The sequence below is a fragment of the Halobacterium sp. MBLA0001 genome (assembly GCF_049705385.1).
Lineage (GTDB): Archaea > Halobacteriota > Halobacteria > Halobacteriales > Halobacteriaceae > Halobacterium > Halobacterium salinarum.
Map to the genome: position 1 here is coordinate 1,041,907 of NZ_JBNAMQ010000007.1, position 12,909 is coordinate 1,054,815.

15 protein-coding genes and 1 pseudogene are annotated in these 12,909 nt (G+C 68.5%); 11 read left to right on the forward strand and 5 right to left on the reverse strand.

The genetic code is table 11. The annotated features are described in order from the left end of the window. The first annotated feature begins 75 nt into the window (after positions 1-75). Genes nreA through ACOZ32_RS06585 form a run of 3 tightly spaced genes read left to right on the forward strand, consistent with a single transcriptional unit; the run spans position 76 to position 2,405 of the window. Entirely contained in the window at positions 76-1,344 is a 1,269-nt protein-coding gene (gene nreA / locus ACOZ32_RS06575) for a DNA repair protein NreA (protein ID WP_205252756.1), read from the forward strand. A 33-nt stretch (positions 1,345-1,377) separates the two neighbouring features. Then, positions 1,378-1,596: a hypothetical protein gene (locus tag ACOZ32_RS06580; RefSeq protein WP_010902215.1), complete on the forward strand. Its 219-nt coding sequence runs from the start codon at positions 1,378-1,380 to the stop codon at positions 1,594-1,596. Between the two features lie 38 nt (positions 1,597-1,634). Then, positions 1,635-2,405 carry a CPBP family intramembrane glutamic endopeptidase gene (locus tag ACOZ32_RS06585; protein WP_205251452.1) on the forward strand — a complete coding sequence of 257 codons (771 nt, stop codon included), beginning with the start codon at positions 1,635-1,637 and terminating at the stop codon, positions 2,403-2,405. 12 nt (positions 2,406-2,417) lie between these two features. Here ACOZ32_RS06585 and mpcT read toward each other — a convergent pair whose 3' ends face one another. Both mpcT and ACOZ32_RS06595 read right to left on the reverse strand, forming a co-directional pair. Beyond that, the gene (mpcT, locus tag ACOZ32_RS06590; protein ID WP_424335087.1) at positions 2,418-4,301 is read right to left on the reverse strand and encodes a chemotaxis signal transducer protein MpcT; all 1,884 of its coding nucleotides are present in this window, start codon (positions 4,299-4,301) and stop codon (positions 2,418-2,420) included. A gap of 80 nt (positions 4,302-4,381) precedes the next feature. Beyond that, on the reverse strand, positions 4,382-4,663 hold the full coding sequence (locus ACOZ32_RS06595; protein ID WP_012289142.1) for a DUF5789 family protein: 282 nt from the start codon (positions 4,661-4,663) through the stop codon (positions 4,382-4,384). Between the two features lie 90 nt (positions 4,664-4,753). On the opposite strand from ACOZ32_RS06595, the gene ACOZ32_RS06600 reads away from it, so the two are divergent. Then, positions 4,754-5,656: a DUF7139 domain-containing protein gene (locus ACOZ32_RS06600; RefSeq protein WP_424335088.1), complete on the forward strand. Its 903-nt coding sequence runs from the start codon at positions 4,754-4,756 to the stop codon at positions 5,654-5,656. 38 nt (positions 5,657-5,694) lie between these two features. On the opposite strand, the gene ACOZ32_RS06605 is transcribed toward ACOZ32_RS06600, so the two are convergent. Continuing rightward, a complete protein-coding gene (locus ACOZ32_RS06605; RefSeq protein WP_012289143.1) occupies positions 5,695-6,108 on the reverse strand; it encodes a DUF5788 family protein in 414 nt (137 codons plus the stop codon). A gap of 94 nt (positions 6,109-6,202) precedes the next feature. Here ACOZ32_RS06605 and ACOZ32_RS06610 point away from each other — a divergent pair, with 94 nt between their 5' ends. The 3 genes and pseudogenes from ACOZ32_RS06610 to ACOZ32_RS06620 all read left to right on the forward strand — a co-directional run bounded on the left by ACOZ32_RS06610 (position 6,203) and on the right by ACOZ32_RS06620 (position 8,310). Beyond that, positions 6,203-7,195: a rhomboid family intramembrane serine protease gene (locus ACOZ32_RS06610; protein ID WP_424335089.1), complete on the forward strand. Its 993-nt coding sequence runs from the start codon at positions 6,203-6,205 to the stop codon at positions 7,193-7,195. A 55-nt stretch (positions 7,196-7,250) separates the two neighbouring features. After that, positions 7,251-7,430 (forward strand): annotated as a pseudogene (locus ACOZ32_RS06615) (endonuclease V); the annotation flags it as partial. A 58-nt stretch (positions 7,431-7,488) separates the two neighbouring features. Further along, positions 7,489-8,310 carry an SDR family oxidoreductase gene (locus ACOZ32_RS06620; RefSeq protein ID WP_424335090.1) on the forward strand — a complete coding sequence of 274 codons (822 nt, stop codon included), beginning with the start codon at positions 7,489-7,491 and terminating at the stop codon, positions 8,308-8,310. A gap of 15 nt (positions 8,311-8,325) precedes the next feature. Here the strand turns inward: ACOZ32_RS06620 and ACOZ32_RS06625 are convergent, their stop codons facing one another. Further along, positions 8,326-9,369 (reverse strand): ArsA family ATPase, encoded by a 1,044-nt coding sequence (locus ACOZ32_RS06625; protein WP_205251456.1) that lies wholly within the window; start codon positions 9,367-9,369, stop codon positions 8,326-8,328. An 89-nt stretch (positions 9,370-9,458) separates the two neighbouring features. On the opposite strand from ACOZ32_RS06625, the gene ACOZ32_RS06630 reads away from it, so the two are divergent. Genes ACOZ32_RS06630 through ACOZ32_RS06640 form a run of 3 tightly spaced genes read left to right on the forward strand, consistent with a single transcriptional unit; the run spans position 9,459 to position 10,868 of the window. Then, the gene (locus ACOZ32_RS06630) at positions 9,459-9,803 is read left to right on the forward strand and encodes a nuclear transport factor 2 family protein (protein WP_010902225.1); all 345 of its coding nucleotides are present in this window, start codon (positions 9,459-9,461) and stop codon (positions 9,801-9,803) included. 45 nt (positions 9,804-9,848) lie between these two features. Further along, on the forward strand, positions 9,849-10,364 hold the full coding sequence (locus tag ACOZ32_RS06635; RefSeq protein WP_285253145.1) for a CinA family protein: 516 nt from the start codon (positions 9,849-9,851) through the stop codon (positions 10,362-10,364). A gap of 21 nt (positions 10,365-10,385) precedes the next feature. Next, positions 10,386-10,868 carry a metal-dependent hydrolase gene (locus tag ACOZ32_RS06640; protein WP_424335091.1) on the forward strand — a complete coding sequence of 161 codons (483 nt, stop codon included), beginning with the start codon at positions 10,386-10,388 and terminating at the stop codon, positions 10,866-10,868. A gap of 1 nt (position 10,869) precedes the next feature. On the opposite strand, the gene ACOZ32_RS06645 is transcribed toward ACOZ32_RS06640, so the two are convergent. Then, the gene (locus ACOZ32_RS06645; RefSeq protein ID WP_205251459.1) at positions 10,870-11,625 is read right to left on the reverse strand and encodes a PHP-associated domain-containing protein; all 756 of its coding nucleotides are present in this window, start codon (positions 11,623-11,625) and stop codon (positions 10,870-10,872) included. 108 nt (positions 11,626-11,733) lie between these two features. On the opposite strand from ACOZ32_RS06645, the gene ACOZ32_RS06650 reads away from it, so the two are divergent. Continuing rightward, positions 11,734-12,894 carry an acyl-CoA dehydrogenase family protein gene (locus ACOZ32_RS06650; protein WP_012289146.1) on the forward strand — a complete coding sequence of 387 codons (1,161 nt, stop codon included), beginning with the start codon at positions 11,734-11,736 and terminating at the stop codon, positions 12,892-12,894. Positions 12,895-12,909 lie beyond the last annotated feature (15 nt).

Below are 12,909 nucleotides of genomic sequence, written 5' to 3' on the forward strand. Positions count from 1 at the left end.
GGGTGTGTTCTGGTTGCGGCGGAACGGGCCGCCAGTAGCGCCGCGGTCAAGTGAATGGCCACACTACGGTCGGGCGTGCACCTCGACGAGTACATCGACGACCTCCAGCCGGACAGCGAGCACCAGCGCCGCCAGCAACTCGCTGCCGAGAAATCCTACGAGATCCTGGACTTCGTCGCGGACGTCGAACAGGGCGTCACCGAGGCGCTGCAGGGCGACACCCTCGTTGGGGCGACCGCGCCGTCGGTGTTCGTCGGGCGGTCGGCGTACCCGGACGTCTCGGCGGGCATCCTCTCGCCGGTCGCCGGGGACGCCGACCCCGCGGAGTTCGCGACGAGCGGCGAGTGGTACCAGCAGGGCCTCGGCATCGACAACGTCCTCCAGTACCGGACGGGCCTGCTGAACTCCCGTCGGGCGGCGAACGTGAACGTCGACGACGTTTGGGACGGCTTCGTCGGCACGCAGCGCGAAGTCGCGATGGCCGACCGGCCGGTGGACGTCGAAATCGGGCTGTCGGACGCCCCGACGTTCGACCGCGAGGAGTACACGAGCCCGGCGGCGAACGCGCCGTCGGGGCCGAACGCAAGCGCCGAATCCGCCGCCCTCGGGGAGAACCCCCACGTGCCGCGGTACGTGGAGAAAACCCTCGCCGACGACGACTGGGCGGCCGAGGGCGCGATGACGTACCTCTACCGGCGGGGGTTAGACGTCTACCAGATCAACCGCGTGCTCTCGGTGGGCGCGCTCGGGCAGGGCCACCACCGCCGCCTCGTCCCCACGCGGTGGTCGATCACGGCCGTCGACGACACGGTCGGCCAGTACCTCCGCGGAACGATCCGGGACGCACCAAGCGTCGATGAGGTCACCGTCCACGTCAACGAGTACATGGGGAACCGCTACTGGGTGGTGCTGGCGCCCGGTCGCTGGGAGCACGAACTCGTGGAGATGAAAGCCCCGGGCAGCATCTGGAACCCGGATCCGGGTGGGGACCTCTGGATGGCGGCCGCCAGCGAGGGCTACGAGGGCCGGACCGGCTACGTCGACGAGACGGCGGGCGCGTACTACGCCGCCCGCCTCGGCGTCCTTGAACACCTCTCGGACATCGGCCGGCAGGCGAAGGCACTGGTGCTCCGGGAGGTCAGCGACGACTACTGGGCACCCGTCGGCGTCTGGCAGGTCCGGGAGAGCGTCCGCAACGCCTTCGACGGCCAGCCGGGCGAGGCCGAGACCTTCCACGGCGCGGTCGCGGAGATCAGCGACCACCTCCCGGTCTCGCTGGCCGCCCTCCGCCGCAAGTCCGACATGGTTGCCGGCGTCCAAAGCGCGCTCTCGGAGTTCGCCTAACCTTTATCTAGTTCCCTGTCCATCGCTGACCACATGGTCCCCCCAGTGTTCATCGGTGGTGTCCCGAGTGGCATGGAGCTCGCAGTCATGGCCTTCCTCCTGATTCTGATCGCAGCAGTCGCCTACGGCACCGTTTGGGTCGTCCGCGCCGTTTCGGATCGTGGGGGCAGCGACCTCGAAGCCCGCGTCGAGCACCTCGAAGGAGAGGTCGCGGCGCTGCGCGAGGACCGCCGCAATCGCGAGGAGCCGTAGCACTGGGGTTTTTTGAGCACCGCCGCCAACGCTGGTGCATGACCTCGGCCACTTCGTATCGTCCACAGCTTCGGGCGGTCGGGATTGCGGTCCTCCTCACTATCGTCGCCATCGCCCTCGGATCGATCCTAGCGGTCTCACTCTTGATCGGATACATGCGGCTCACCCCGGCAGCCACGGGGAACGTCGGCCCGATCGTCGAGATCGGCGTCTCCCTGATCGCACTCCAAGGGCTGTCGTTCCCGCTGGTCGCGTGGGCGTACCTCCGGTGGCGGGGTGACGGCTGGTCGCTGCTGAACGTCTCGGTGCCGTCACTGCGCGACATCGGCTACGCCCTCGGCGGGTTCTTGGCGTCGTTCACGGGTCTGTTCATCATCAGCATCGTGCTCACCGCGCTCTCCGTCGAGACGGCGCCGAACTCCGTCGGCGAAACGGCAGCCCAAAACCCCGGCATCATCCCCCTCCTCGTGGTCTGCCAGTTCCTGCTCGTCGGCCCCGGCGAGGAGCTGCTGTTCCGCGGCATCATTCAGGGCTCGCTGCGCGAGCGGTTCAGCGCCGGGCCGGCGATCCTGCTGGCGTCGATGATGTTCGCACCGATACACATCCTTGCGCTCTCCGGTGGCCTCCCGGCGGCGGCCGCCACGATCGCCATCCTGTTCGTGCCGAGCATCGTCTTCGGCGTGCTCTACGAGAAAACCGGCAACCTCGCTGTCCCCGCACTCACACACGGCCTCTACAACGGCACTCTGTTCGGGCTGACCTACCTCTCGACCACTGTCGACGCACCCGAACTCATCCACCTCTTCTGACTGGCGGGGCCGCTACTGGCTGTCCGCCCAGGTGAACGACGACCTGTCGTCCGCCCAGCCGCCGTCGCTGACGGCGACCGACTCGCCACCCGAATCCGGAACCCCCTCTTCGTCCTCGGCGTCGCTCGCCGGCTGTGGCTGGTCAACAACGGCGGCAGCCGGCTCGTCGTCCGCCGCCGGAGGCTGTGCAGCCGGGCTGTCATCAGCCACCGACTGGTCGGCCGTGCCCGCGTCCGCAGGCACCGTGAAGTCATCCAGCATCCCCGCCAGCGCCGCGGTCTGCTCGGCCAGTTCGTCCATCTGGCCGGCGACCTCGTCGGTGGCGTCCGTCTGCTCGGCGGCGTTGTCCGCCACCGTATCCGACTCGGCGGCCGTCTCCTCGCTGACCGACGCGACCTCCTCGACCATCCCCACGACATCAGTGACCGACTGCGCGCCCTGGTCGGTGGCGTCCGAAATCTCCTGGACTGCGTGGTTGACGTTCGCCACCTCGTCGACGATCGCCTCGAAATCCCGCAACACGCCCTCCGCTTTCGTGATCTTGCGCTCGACCTCGGCGTCGACCTCCCCGATGGCGATCGAGGCGTCTTCGGCCTTCTCGGTCACGGCATCGACGATCTCGGAGATGTCGGCCGCCTGCTCGCGGGTCTCCTCGGCGAGGTCCTTGACCTCGTCGGCGACCACCGCGAACCCGTCGCCGTCGGAGCCAGTGCGGGCGGCCTCGATGGAGGCGTTCAACGCCAGCATGTTCGTCTCCTCGGCGATGTCCTCGATGAGCGCCGTGATGCCGTCGATGCGTTCGACCTCCGCAGCCAGTGACTCGACGGTCTCCGCGACGGCCTGGCTCTGCTCGCGCAGCGCGCGCAACGCCTCGATGGTCTCCTCGACCTCGCCGCGGCCGTCCTCGCCGCGGTCCGCCGCCGCCTGCGCGGTCTTCGCCACGTCGTTGGCGCTGGCCGCGATCTCCTCGACGGTCGCGGAGACGGTGTCCATCTCGGCGGCGATGTTGTTCAACTGGTTGGTCTGCTGGTTCGCGCCGTCCGCGATCTCGGTGACGCTCTCGCTCACGGCCGCGCTCCTGTCCGCCACCGCGTCGACGCGCTCGTCGGTCGTCCGTGACACCGCAAGCACCGCGTCCGAGAACGACTGGATGTCACTGATGGTGTCCGCAAGCGTTTCCAGCAACTGGTTGAAATCCTCGACCGCCGCCCGATGGTCGTCGGTGACGTCCAGCGCGGCCGCGTCCACGGTCGCGGTCAAGTCCCCGGCGCGCGCGGCGTCGGTCGCCTCCGACAGCGCATCCACCAGCGCCCGCAGCTGCTCGGACTGGCGCTCTAGCTCCGCCTGCTGGTGTTCCAACTCGGCGGTTTTGTCCTCCAGTTCTGCGGTGTACGCTTCGAGGCTGTCGGCCATCTCCGTGATGCTCTCCCCGAACGCCCCCGGCACCGACTCGTCGAGTGCGGGGTCGTCGAACGCCTGGCGCGCCAGTGCGTCGGCCTGCCGGGAGGCCACTTCGAGGTTCGACTGCATCCCATCGAAGGACGCGACCAGACTCGCGATCTCGTCGTCGCGCTTCGAGGACGGGATGTCCGCGCGCTCGAACTCCCCGGCCGCGATGTCGTCGGCGGCGTCCTCCAGGGCAACCAGGGGCTCCACGAAGTCCGCCTCGGCGATGAGGTAGGTGTTGTAGAACGCCACGACGGACAACGCGAGCATCCCACCGACACCGATCAGTTGCACGGTGCCGGCGGTGAACACGGTCAGGAACGCCATCCCGCCGGCTGCGAGGAACTGCAGCCCAACGGCGGTCAGCATCTTCCGCTCGACGCTGCCGGTCGCCCCCACCACGTCCATCGACCACCACAGCGAGCGCTTGTATGCCTGTGTTATGTTCATGCCTAATCGTCTATGTCCCCCGACAAAATGGTTATCCTGTGGTTCCCGTGGGGTGGGAACCAGCGTCCCGTCTCGTGCCGTTACTCAGTCGGCACCGGGCCGGCACCCATCGCGGCACGCACGTCGCGCTCGAACTCGCGGCGCGTCTCGAAATACGGCGTCGATACGTCTTCGAGCACGGCGTCCAGATCCCGGGGACCGTCGGGCGTCCGAACCACCGTGTCTCCCTCCTTACGGACGACCTCGCTTTTCTGGAGCGCCCACGTCAGCCGGGACGCCACGCGCGCGATCGGTGCCCCAGCGACGCGCGCCCCCTCCCCGAGTTCGACGGCGGGTGCGTCCTCGTCGTTGTCATCGCTCATGTCCGCGGCTTCGGGAGGCCTCGGATTCAAGCTTTCGAAGCCGGCCGCGTCTGACGTAGTGTTTTTACCTTGCGACGACAAGGCGAATGCATGACGAGCCTCGGGGAAGCGTACGACAGCCGTGGCGGCGAAGCGAGCACCCGCCGGGTGTATCTCGGCATGGGACTGTTCGCTGCGGGCGCGCTGCTCGTGGCCGGAGGAATCCTCGCGGGCGCGACCGAACTCCTGTTATCGCGGGGGTTCGGAACCTATGAGAGCCGTGAGATCGCGGGCGTGCTCGGCGGGCTCGGCATCCCCGCCGTCTTCGTGGGGATCTTCACGGTGTTGCCCGCCAACCGCCTCCAGCGCGCGGCCGCCGCTCTCGGCTCCGGGCTGACCGTTCTCGGCGTGATGCTGTTCCGCATCGCCTACCCCTACAAGTGGTACGACGCCGGGGCCGCCAGCACCGAGACGCTGGCGTTCATCGTCGTCTACGCGGCCGGCATCATCACCACCTTCTGGTGTCTGTTCACCGCGGTCGCGACGTTCAAAACCCGCAACGATCCGGGCGGCACCGTGACCATGACCGTCGAACAGAACGGCGAAACGCGCACCGTCGAGGTGCCAACGACGGACGTCGAAACCGCCCGGGAAGCCCTCGACGCCGAGGGGTTCGGCGGGGTCGGCGTGTTCGGCGGCGTCGAAGACCCCGCCCAGGAGACCCGCGCCAACGCCTCCGAGCCGAAACCCAGCGCGCAGTCGACCCAGCGCTCGCAACCCTCCCCGCCCGGGGGAGCGTCGGTCTCTGACGGCGGCGCGACCGAGACCGACATCTCCTCGCCGCTCGACGGCTCGGACTCCCGTGACGGCCCGGGGCCGGACGAATACTGTGGCAACTGCACGCACTTCGACTACGTCGACACGGAGGACGGCATGCAGCCGTACTGTGGCCTCTACGACGAGCGCATGGACGACATGGAGGCCTGCGAGTGGTGGGAGCAAAACAGCGACTGACAGCCCCCCGTGGGGGCGGCCCGAGAACGCCACACCGTTCAGGAGTTGCCGAGCGCTGACTGAACGAACGACACCCAGCGCTTCTTGTCGGCGGTCTCCCGGGCGCGCTCCTCGGCCTCGATGTTCGTCTCCCCCAGTGACTCCAGGGCGTGCAACGCCCTGTCGATCCCGATGATCACGTCGGCCTCCCGGTCGCCGGTCTCGTAGCTGATGTCGCCGTCTTCGATCCGCTCGCGGCGCTGCTTGCGCTCGCGGCGCAGCGACTGTTTCGCGTGCTCGACCTCCGTCTCCAGGTCGTCGGGGATGGTGTCGTGGCGTTTCACGTCGAAGACGAACGACGCCAACTCGATCGTCTCTCCCTGTACCTCGACCTCGTCGGGGATCGAGGTGCCCACCGTCGCTGTCTCCTTGTCGATCCGCGCCAGCAGTTGTTTCCGCTCTGATTCGCGCATACGGTGGGTTGCCCTGCGACCCGCAAAAGCAACGCGGCTCCTATCAACGCGCCGACCCAAAGCCATAACCACAGCCCACGCCTACGGTGTGTCGATGGCGACGTGTGATCGGTGTGGCACACAGGAACCGATGCCATACCAGTGTCGGCTCTGTGGCGGCACTTACTGCTCTGACCACCGCCTGCCGGAGAACCACGACTGCCCCGGCCTCGAGAACTGGGGCGACCCCAACGGCGTCTTCGACAGCGGCTTCGACGACACCGTCGACGGGCAGGCCACCCAGCAGTCCCGTGGTGGCGGCGGGGGTATCGCCGACGCGATTCCGATCAACACCGGGCCCGGCGGGCTGGTGGCGTACTTCCGGGGGAACGCCGCGTTCCTGTTCCTCGGGGTGATGTGGGTGACGTTCGTCATCCAGTACGGCATCGCGCCCCTGGCCGGGATCACCGACCGTTCCCCGACGTGGTACAACCTCTTCACGCTGAACACCGCCCACCCGGAGTACGTCTGGACGTGGGTGACGTCCGTGTTCGCCCACGGTGGGTTCTCCCACATCGTGTTGAACAGCATCGTGTTGTACTTCTTCGGCCCCATCGTCGAGGACCGCATCGGGTCGAAGAAGTTCGTCGCGTTGTTCCTCGGTGCCGGCATCCTGGCCGGACTGGCGCAAGTCGGCGCGAGCCTCCTGGCGAACCCGGGGCCGGCAGTCATCGCCTCCCAGAACGGCCGGCTCCTGATCAGCGACGCGTTCTCCGCGACGCTCGGCGCGAGCGGGGCGATCGCGGCGCTGATGGGCGTGCTCACCCTGTTGAACCCGGGGCTTCGTATCTACCTCTACTTCGTGATCCCGATGCCGCTGTGGCTCGCCACCGGCCTGTTCGCGGCGTACTCCATTTTCGTCTCGGGCACCGGTGGCATCGGCGCGGGCGGTGTGGCGCAGCTCGCGCACCTGGCCGGACTCGGCATCGGCCTGCTGTACGGCGCGAAGCTCAAACGTGAGGGCGCACGCGCCCCCAACGAACTGCAGTTCGGGGGCGGTCCCGGCGGCGGAATGGGTGGCCCCGGCGGCCCTGGGCGGCGGCGCTGACCGCATGCGCGTCGTTCGTCCCGAGTTTCGTCCGGCCCCCGAGTTGGACACCGACGCCATGGCGTCCCGCCAGTACCCGACCCCGGAGACGCGCCACATCAACCCGCTCTACGTTAGCCCCGGCCACCGTGTGAGCGCTGGGACTGCGGCCGACCTCGTCGAAGCTACCTGCACCCAATACAAGCTCCCCGCCCCGACCCGACTGGCAGATCAGTACGCTGCTGACCTGACGTGACTGCGGGTGGCCGGCCGACTACTCAAGCGTTAATTACCCGGCCCCCGAGGGTCACCGCATGGAGAAGGTCGCACTCGTGACCGGGTGTTCGTCGGGCGTCGGCGCGGCGACGGTACGGTCGCTGACCGACGAGGAGTGGAGGGTCGTCGCGACGGCGCGAGACACGGCCGACCTCGTGGCGCTCGCCGAAGAGACCGGCTGTGAAACCGCCGAGCTGGACGTGACCAAGCCCGCGCAGTGCCGCGCCGTCGTCGACGACGCCGTCGACGACCACGGCCGGCTGGACTGCCTGGTGAACAACGCCGGGTTCGCACAGCTCGGCCCGCTGGAGGACGTTCCGCCCCGGAAGCTCCACCGGCAGTTCGACGTGAACGTCTACGGGCCCCACCGGCTGGTCCGGGCCGCGCTTCCCCACATGCGGGAGCGCGGGGAGGGTACCATCGTGAACATCTCCAGCGTCTCCGGGCGCGTGGCCACGCCGGGCATGGGCGCGTACAACGGCTCGAAGTTCGCCCTGGAGGGGCTGAGCGACGCGCTCCGGGGCGAGGTCGCCGAGCACGGCATCGACGTCGCCGTGGTCGAGCCCGGCCCGGTCGACACCGGGTTTCAGGACCGCGCCGACGCCGAACTCGACGCCCTCGACCGCAGCGGTGGCTACGAGCGCATCTACTCGTGGTTCGAGGACGCCAGCGCGGTCAACGGCGTCGGGGCCGTGTCTCCCGAGCGCGTCGCCGACGTGATCGCCACGGCGGCCGTCAGCCCGAACCCGGCGGCCCGGTATCCGGTCGCGCAGGCCGGTCGCGTCGGCGTGCTGGCGCGGTTCCTCCCGGACCGCCTGCTCGACGCCGGCTACCGGGTTCTGTTGCGCGTTCTCACGTAGCCCGTCGTCGTCCGATCACGCCAGACAGGCAGCGACGACGCGCAGCGGACGCTCTCCGCACACCTCCTCCGCGAGCAGCGGCACGCGTTTCACCGTGTGCCCCCGGAAGATGTCCTGGGCGTCGGCCAGCGCCTGTTGTTGGACGTCCCAGCGGCGCGCGCAGAACGCACAGTCCTCGTGGTTCGGGGCGACGAACGCGTCCGCGGGCACGTCGGCGACGTCGGCAAGCGGCTCCATCACGCGGTTCACAACCACCGTGTTCACGGGCACGCCGTACTCGTCGAGGCGCGTGATGAGGCGGTTCGACTCCGCCACCGAGAGCTCCTCGGGCACGAGCACCACCCGGAAGTCGGTGCGCTGTGGGTCCGTCAACACTGCCCGCAGCTGTTCGACGCGCTCCTTGACCGCGTCGAGGTCGCCCATCGTCTGCTCGGCGGACGCGTCGTCGTCACCGCCGAACATGCCCGTGAGCCCGTCCATCATGCCGCCCAGTCGTTCGCGGACCTGCATCAGTTGGCCGACCATCGAGTCCATCACCTCCGGGAGCTCGAGCAGCCGGAGCGTGTGCCCGGTCGGCGCGGTGTCGACGACCACCCGATCGAAGCGGTCGTCGTCGAGGTACTCCAGCAGCAACTGCATCGCCGCGGCCTCGTCGGCACCGGGCATCATCGCCGCGCTCCCGTCACCGCCGCCCGGCGCGCCGGCGTCACCGCCGAGCATCGTCTCCAGGGTCCCCGAGAGCGCGCCGTCCTGGCCGAACATGCCGGTCCGGTCGAGGGCGTCGTCCGGGTCGATCTCCACCGCCCACAGCGGCACGTTCTCGCGGATGCGGTGTGGCCGGCTCGGGATCTCGGCCTCCAAGGTGTCCGACAGCGAGTGTGCGGGGTCCGTCGAGACCACGAGCGTGTTCGTGCCGTCGCTGGCCGACGCCACCGCCGTCGCCGCCGCCATGGTCGTCTTCCCGACGCCACCTTTCCCACCGTACAGCACGTATTCGGCGGTGTCGACCGTGATACCCGGGTCGAGCGAGTCCACCGCCTCGACCTCGATTTCGTCCATGCCGGTAGTCGACGCCCCACGGGGGTCAATCCATTGGTCGCGGCCGCCCGACACGTACTGTTACAGTGGTCCCTGTGCATTGGTGGCGCATGGACCGCTCCGACCTCGTGACCGCGTACTACGACGCCGTCGACGAAGGCGACATCAGCGCTGTCCTGGCGCTGTTCAGCGACGATATCGTCTACGAGCGCCCCGGCACCCCCACCATCGTCGGTACCGACGACCTGGGACAGTTCTACCGGACCGAGCGCGCGCTCACCGGCACGCACACCGTCCACACGCTCACCGTCGACGGCGATACCGTGGCCGTTCGTGGCACGTTCACCGGCGAGCAGGCCGGCGACCCCGTCGAGTTCGGGTTTGCCGACTTCCACGTCATCCGGGACGGCGCGATCACGGAGCGCCACACGTACACCGACCGTGACACCGTGTAGGCCGGCAGCGGTAGCTTCTTGCTCGTACCCTGGGAACAGGCTGTCATGGACGACTCCGACCCCGATCCGCCGACCGAGCAATCACTCGGCGACGCACTCCGGGACGCCGGCCACACTGTCGCGACCGCGGAGTCGTGTACGGGCGGCCTCATCGGGTCGCTGTTGACGGACGTACCCGGGGCCAGCGCGTACTTCGACCGCAGCTACGTCACGTACTCCTACGACGCGAAACTCGACCACGGCGTGTCCCGCGAGCACCTCGACGAACACGGGGCCGTCAGCGAACCGGTCGCCCGCCAGATGGCCCGCGGCGTCCGCGACCAAGCCGGCACGACCTGGGGGGTCGCCACGACCGGGATCGCGGGCCCCGACGGCGGCACCCCCGAGAAGCCCGTCGGCACCGCCTACATCGGGGTCGGGTACGCCGGCGACTGGGGGACTGCGACCTCGGCGACGACGGTCGTGCGCCGCGAGTTCGACGGCGACCGCCGCGCGATCAAAACGCGGATCGCGCGCGCCGCACTGACCGTGCTCGCAGCGGAACTCGAAAAGGTGACGTGACCCCCGTGCGTCGGCCGCGGTGTGAACAAGGGCGACCACGTGCTGAACGGGATCCTGCTCGCCGTCGGCCTCGGGTTCGTGATCCACCCGGACGGCAGCGTTCGCACGCTCGAAACGATCGCCGCGACGCTCATTCCGGTCGTGCTCGGGACGCTGTTCCCGGACGTCGACACCGACTTCGGGAAACACCGCAAAACGCTCCACAACCTGCCCGTGCTCGCCGTGCTGTACGCGTTCCCGTTTTTTACCGGGAACCTCACGTGGGTCTGGGTCGGGGTCGCCAGCCACTACGTCCTGGACGTCGTCGGGAGCAAGCGCGGCATCGCGCTGTTCTACCCGCTGTCGAGCGCGGAGTACGGACTCCCGGTCGGCGTCACCACGTCCTCGAAGTGGGCGAGCACGGCCACCGTGCTCATCACGGTCCTGGAAGTCGGCGTGATCGCGGTCCTGATCCGCGTGGTCCCCACGACCGTGCCGCTGAACGCGATCCCCGGGCTGTTCTAGTTCAGTACACCGCCACGTCGTCGAAGCGGCCGTCGTAGGCCACCTGCCGGGGGTGGGTTCGCTCCATGCCCGACAGCACCACTCGGTCGAGTTTCTCCCAGGTGTTCTCGTACCCGAGGTGGAGCTTCTCCGCGATCCGCTGGCGGTAATGACTCAGTCCCGTGTCGTGGTCGACGGTGCGCGACACCCCATCACGGAGCGCAGCCGTCAGCTCCGAGCCGGACGTGATCGTCGTGTCGATGGTCGTCCACACTTCCCCGACGGTGCCCGCCAGGTGGGCGTACGACGACCCGAACGCCGGCATCCCGTGTGTGTCGGCCAGCCGGCGCGCACGGCGGTTGTTGTGCGGGGCGTGTTTCGGGTTGTACGTCTCCACGGCGTCGATCCGGTCGCGGTAGGCTTCGATGTCCGCCGGCGTCAGACTCACGGTCAGAAACCCGGGGTGTGGCGCGAGCACCGCCGCGTCCTGGCGCGCCAGCTCGGTCAACGCCCCATCGAGTGTGATGTAATCCGGCACGCACTCCTCGAGGCCGATCGCGAGCACGTGTTTGCGGTCCCGGTACGACCCGGTGAACACCTCGCGGGCAGGCACCACCAGGATGTCGTCGTCGCTGTACGCGGCCGCGCGCTCACGAATGGTTGGCAGGCGGGTGAAATGCGGTGCGTACACGAGCACGTCGATGTCCGCGGCTTTCGCGCGCCGAATCACCGTGTCGTTCAACACTTTCACGTGCAAGTCAACCCGAGTCGTCGGCACGCACACTCGTTTGCGTGCGCGGTGTTAGCCGCTTTCGGTCGCGGTGAACGCGTTGCCCGATGTCAGGGGTTTTATCGAACTTATCCGGCTGCAGTCCAACCGCGGCGTATGGACGTCGAGTTGCTGTCCGATGATGTCGTCCCGGAGCACGCCCGTGCCGTGAAACAGGACGCGCGTGCGTTCGCCGCCGAGCACATCGCGCCCCACGCCGAGGAGTACTACGCGTCCGGCGAGTACCCCTGGGAGGTCCTAGAGGCCGCCATGGACGCCGGGCTGGTCGCCCAGGACATCGGCGAGGACTACGGCGGCCGGGGGTTGGATCTCACGCAGATGCTGGCCATCGCCGAGGAGTTCTTCCGCGCGGACGCCGGCATCGCGTTGACCCTCCAGCTCGCGAGCTTCGGGGCGGAGCTCGTCGAGGAGTACGGCACCCCCGCGCAGAAAGACCGGCTGCTCACGCCCGTCGCGAACAACGACCAGCTCACCGGGCTGGCGGTCTCCGAGCCGGAGGTCGGCTCGAACCTCGCCGGCATGCAGACGACCGCCGAGCGGGACGGCGACGAGTACGTGCTCAACGGCGAGAAGTACTGGATCGGCAACGGCGTCGAGGCCGACTGGGTGACGGTGTACGCCAAAACCGGCGACACCGACGACCGGTACATGAACTACTCGCTGTTCGCCGTGCCGACCGACACCGACGGCTACGAGGCCGAACACATCCCCGAGAAGATGGGCATGCGCGCCTCCAAGCAGGCGCACATCGTGCTTGACGACTGCCGCGTTCCGGAGGCCAACCTCATCGGCACCGAGGGCGGCGGGTTCATGATGTTGACCGACTTCTTCAACCACGGCCGGGTTGTCGTCGCCGGCCACGGGCTGGGACTTGCGGCCGCCGCCTTCGAGGAGGCCTGGGACTTCGTTCACGACCGCGCGGGCTTCGGGCGCACCGTCTCGGATTTCCAGTCCGTCCAGCACAGCCTCGCGGACATGCGCATCGAGTTCGAGTCCGCGCGCGCGCTCGCCTACCGGGCCGCAGAGAAGGTGGCCGCCCACGACGAACCGGGGCTGTGGGCGGCGATGGCGAAAACCAAAGCCACCGAGGTCGCAACCGCCAACGCCGAACAGGGGATGCAGTTCCACGGCGGCCGGTCGAATTTCACCGACCGCCGCATCGCCCGCGTCTACCGTGACGTTCGCATCCCTGTCATTTACGAGGGCGCAAACGAGATCCAGCGCAACCTCGTCTACCGGCAGTCCGGCGACCAGTAACCAACACCCACACAA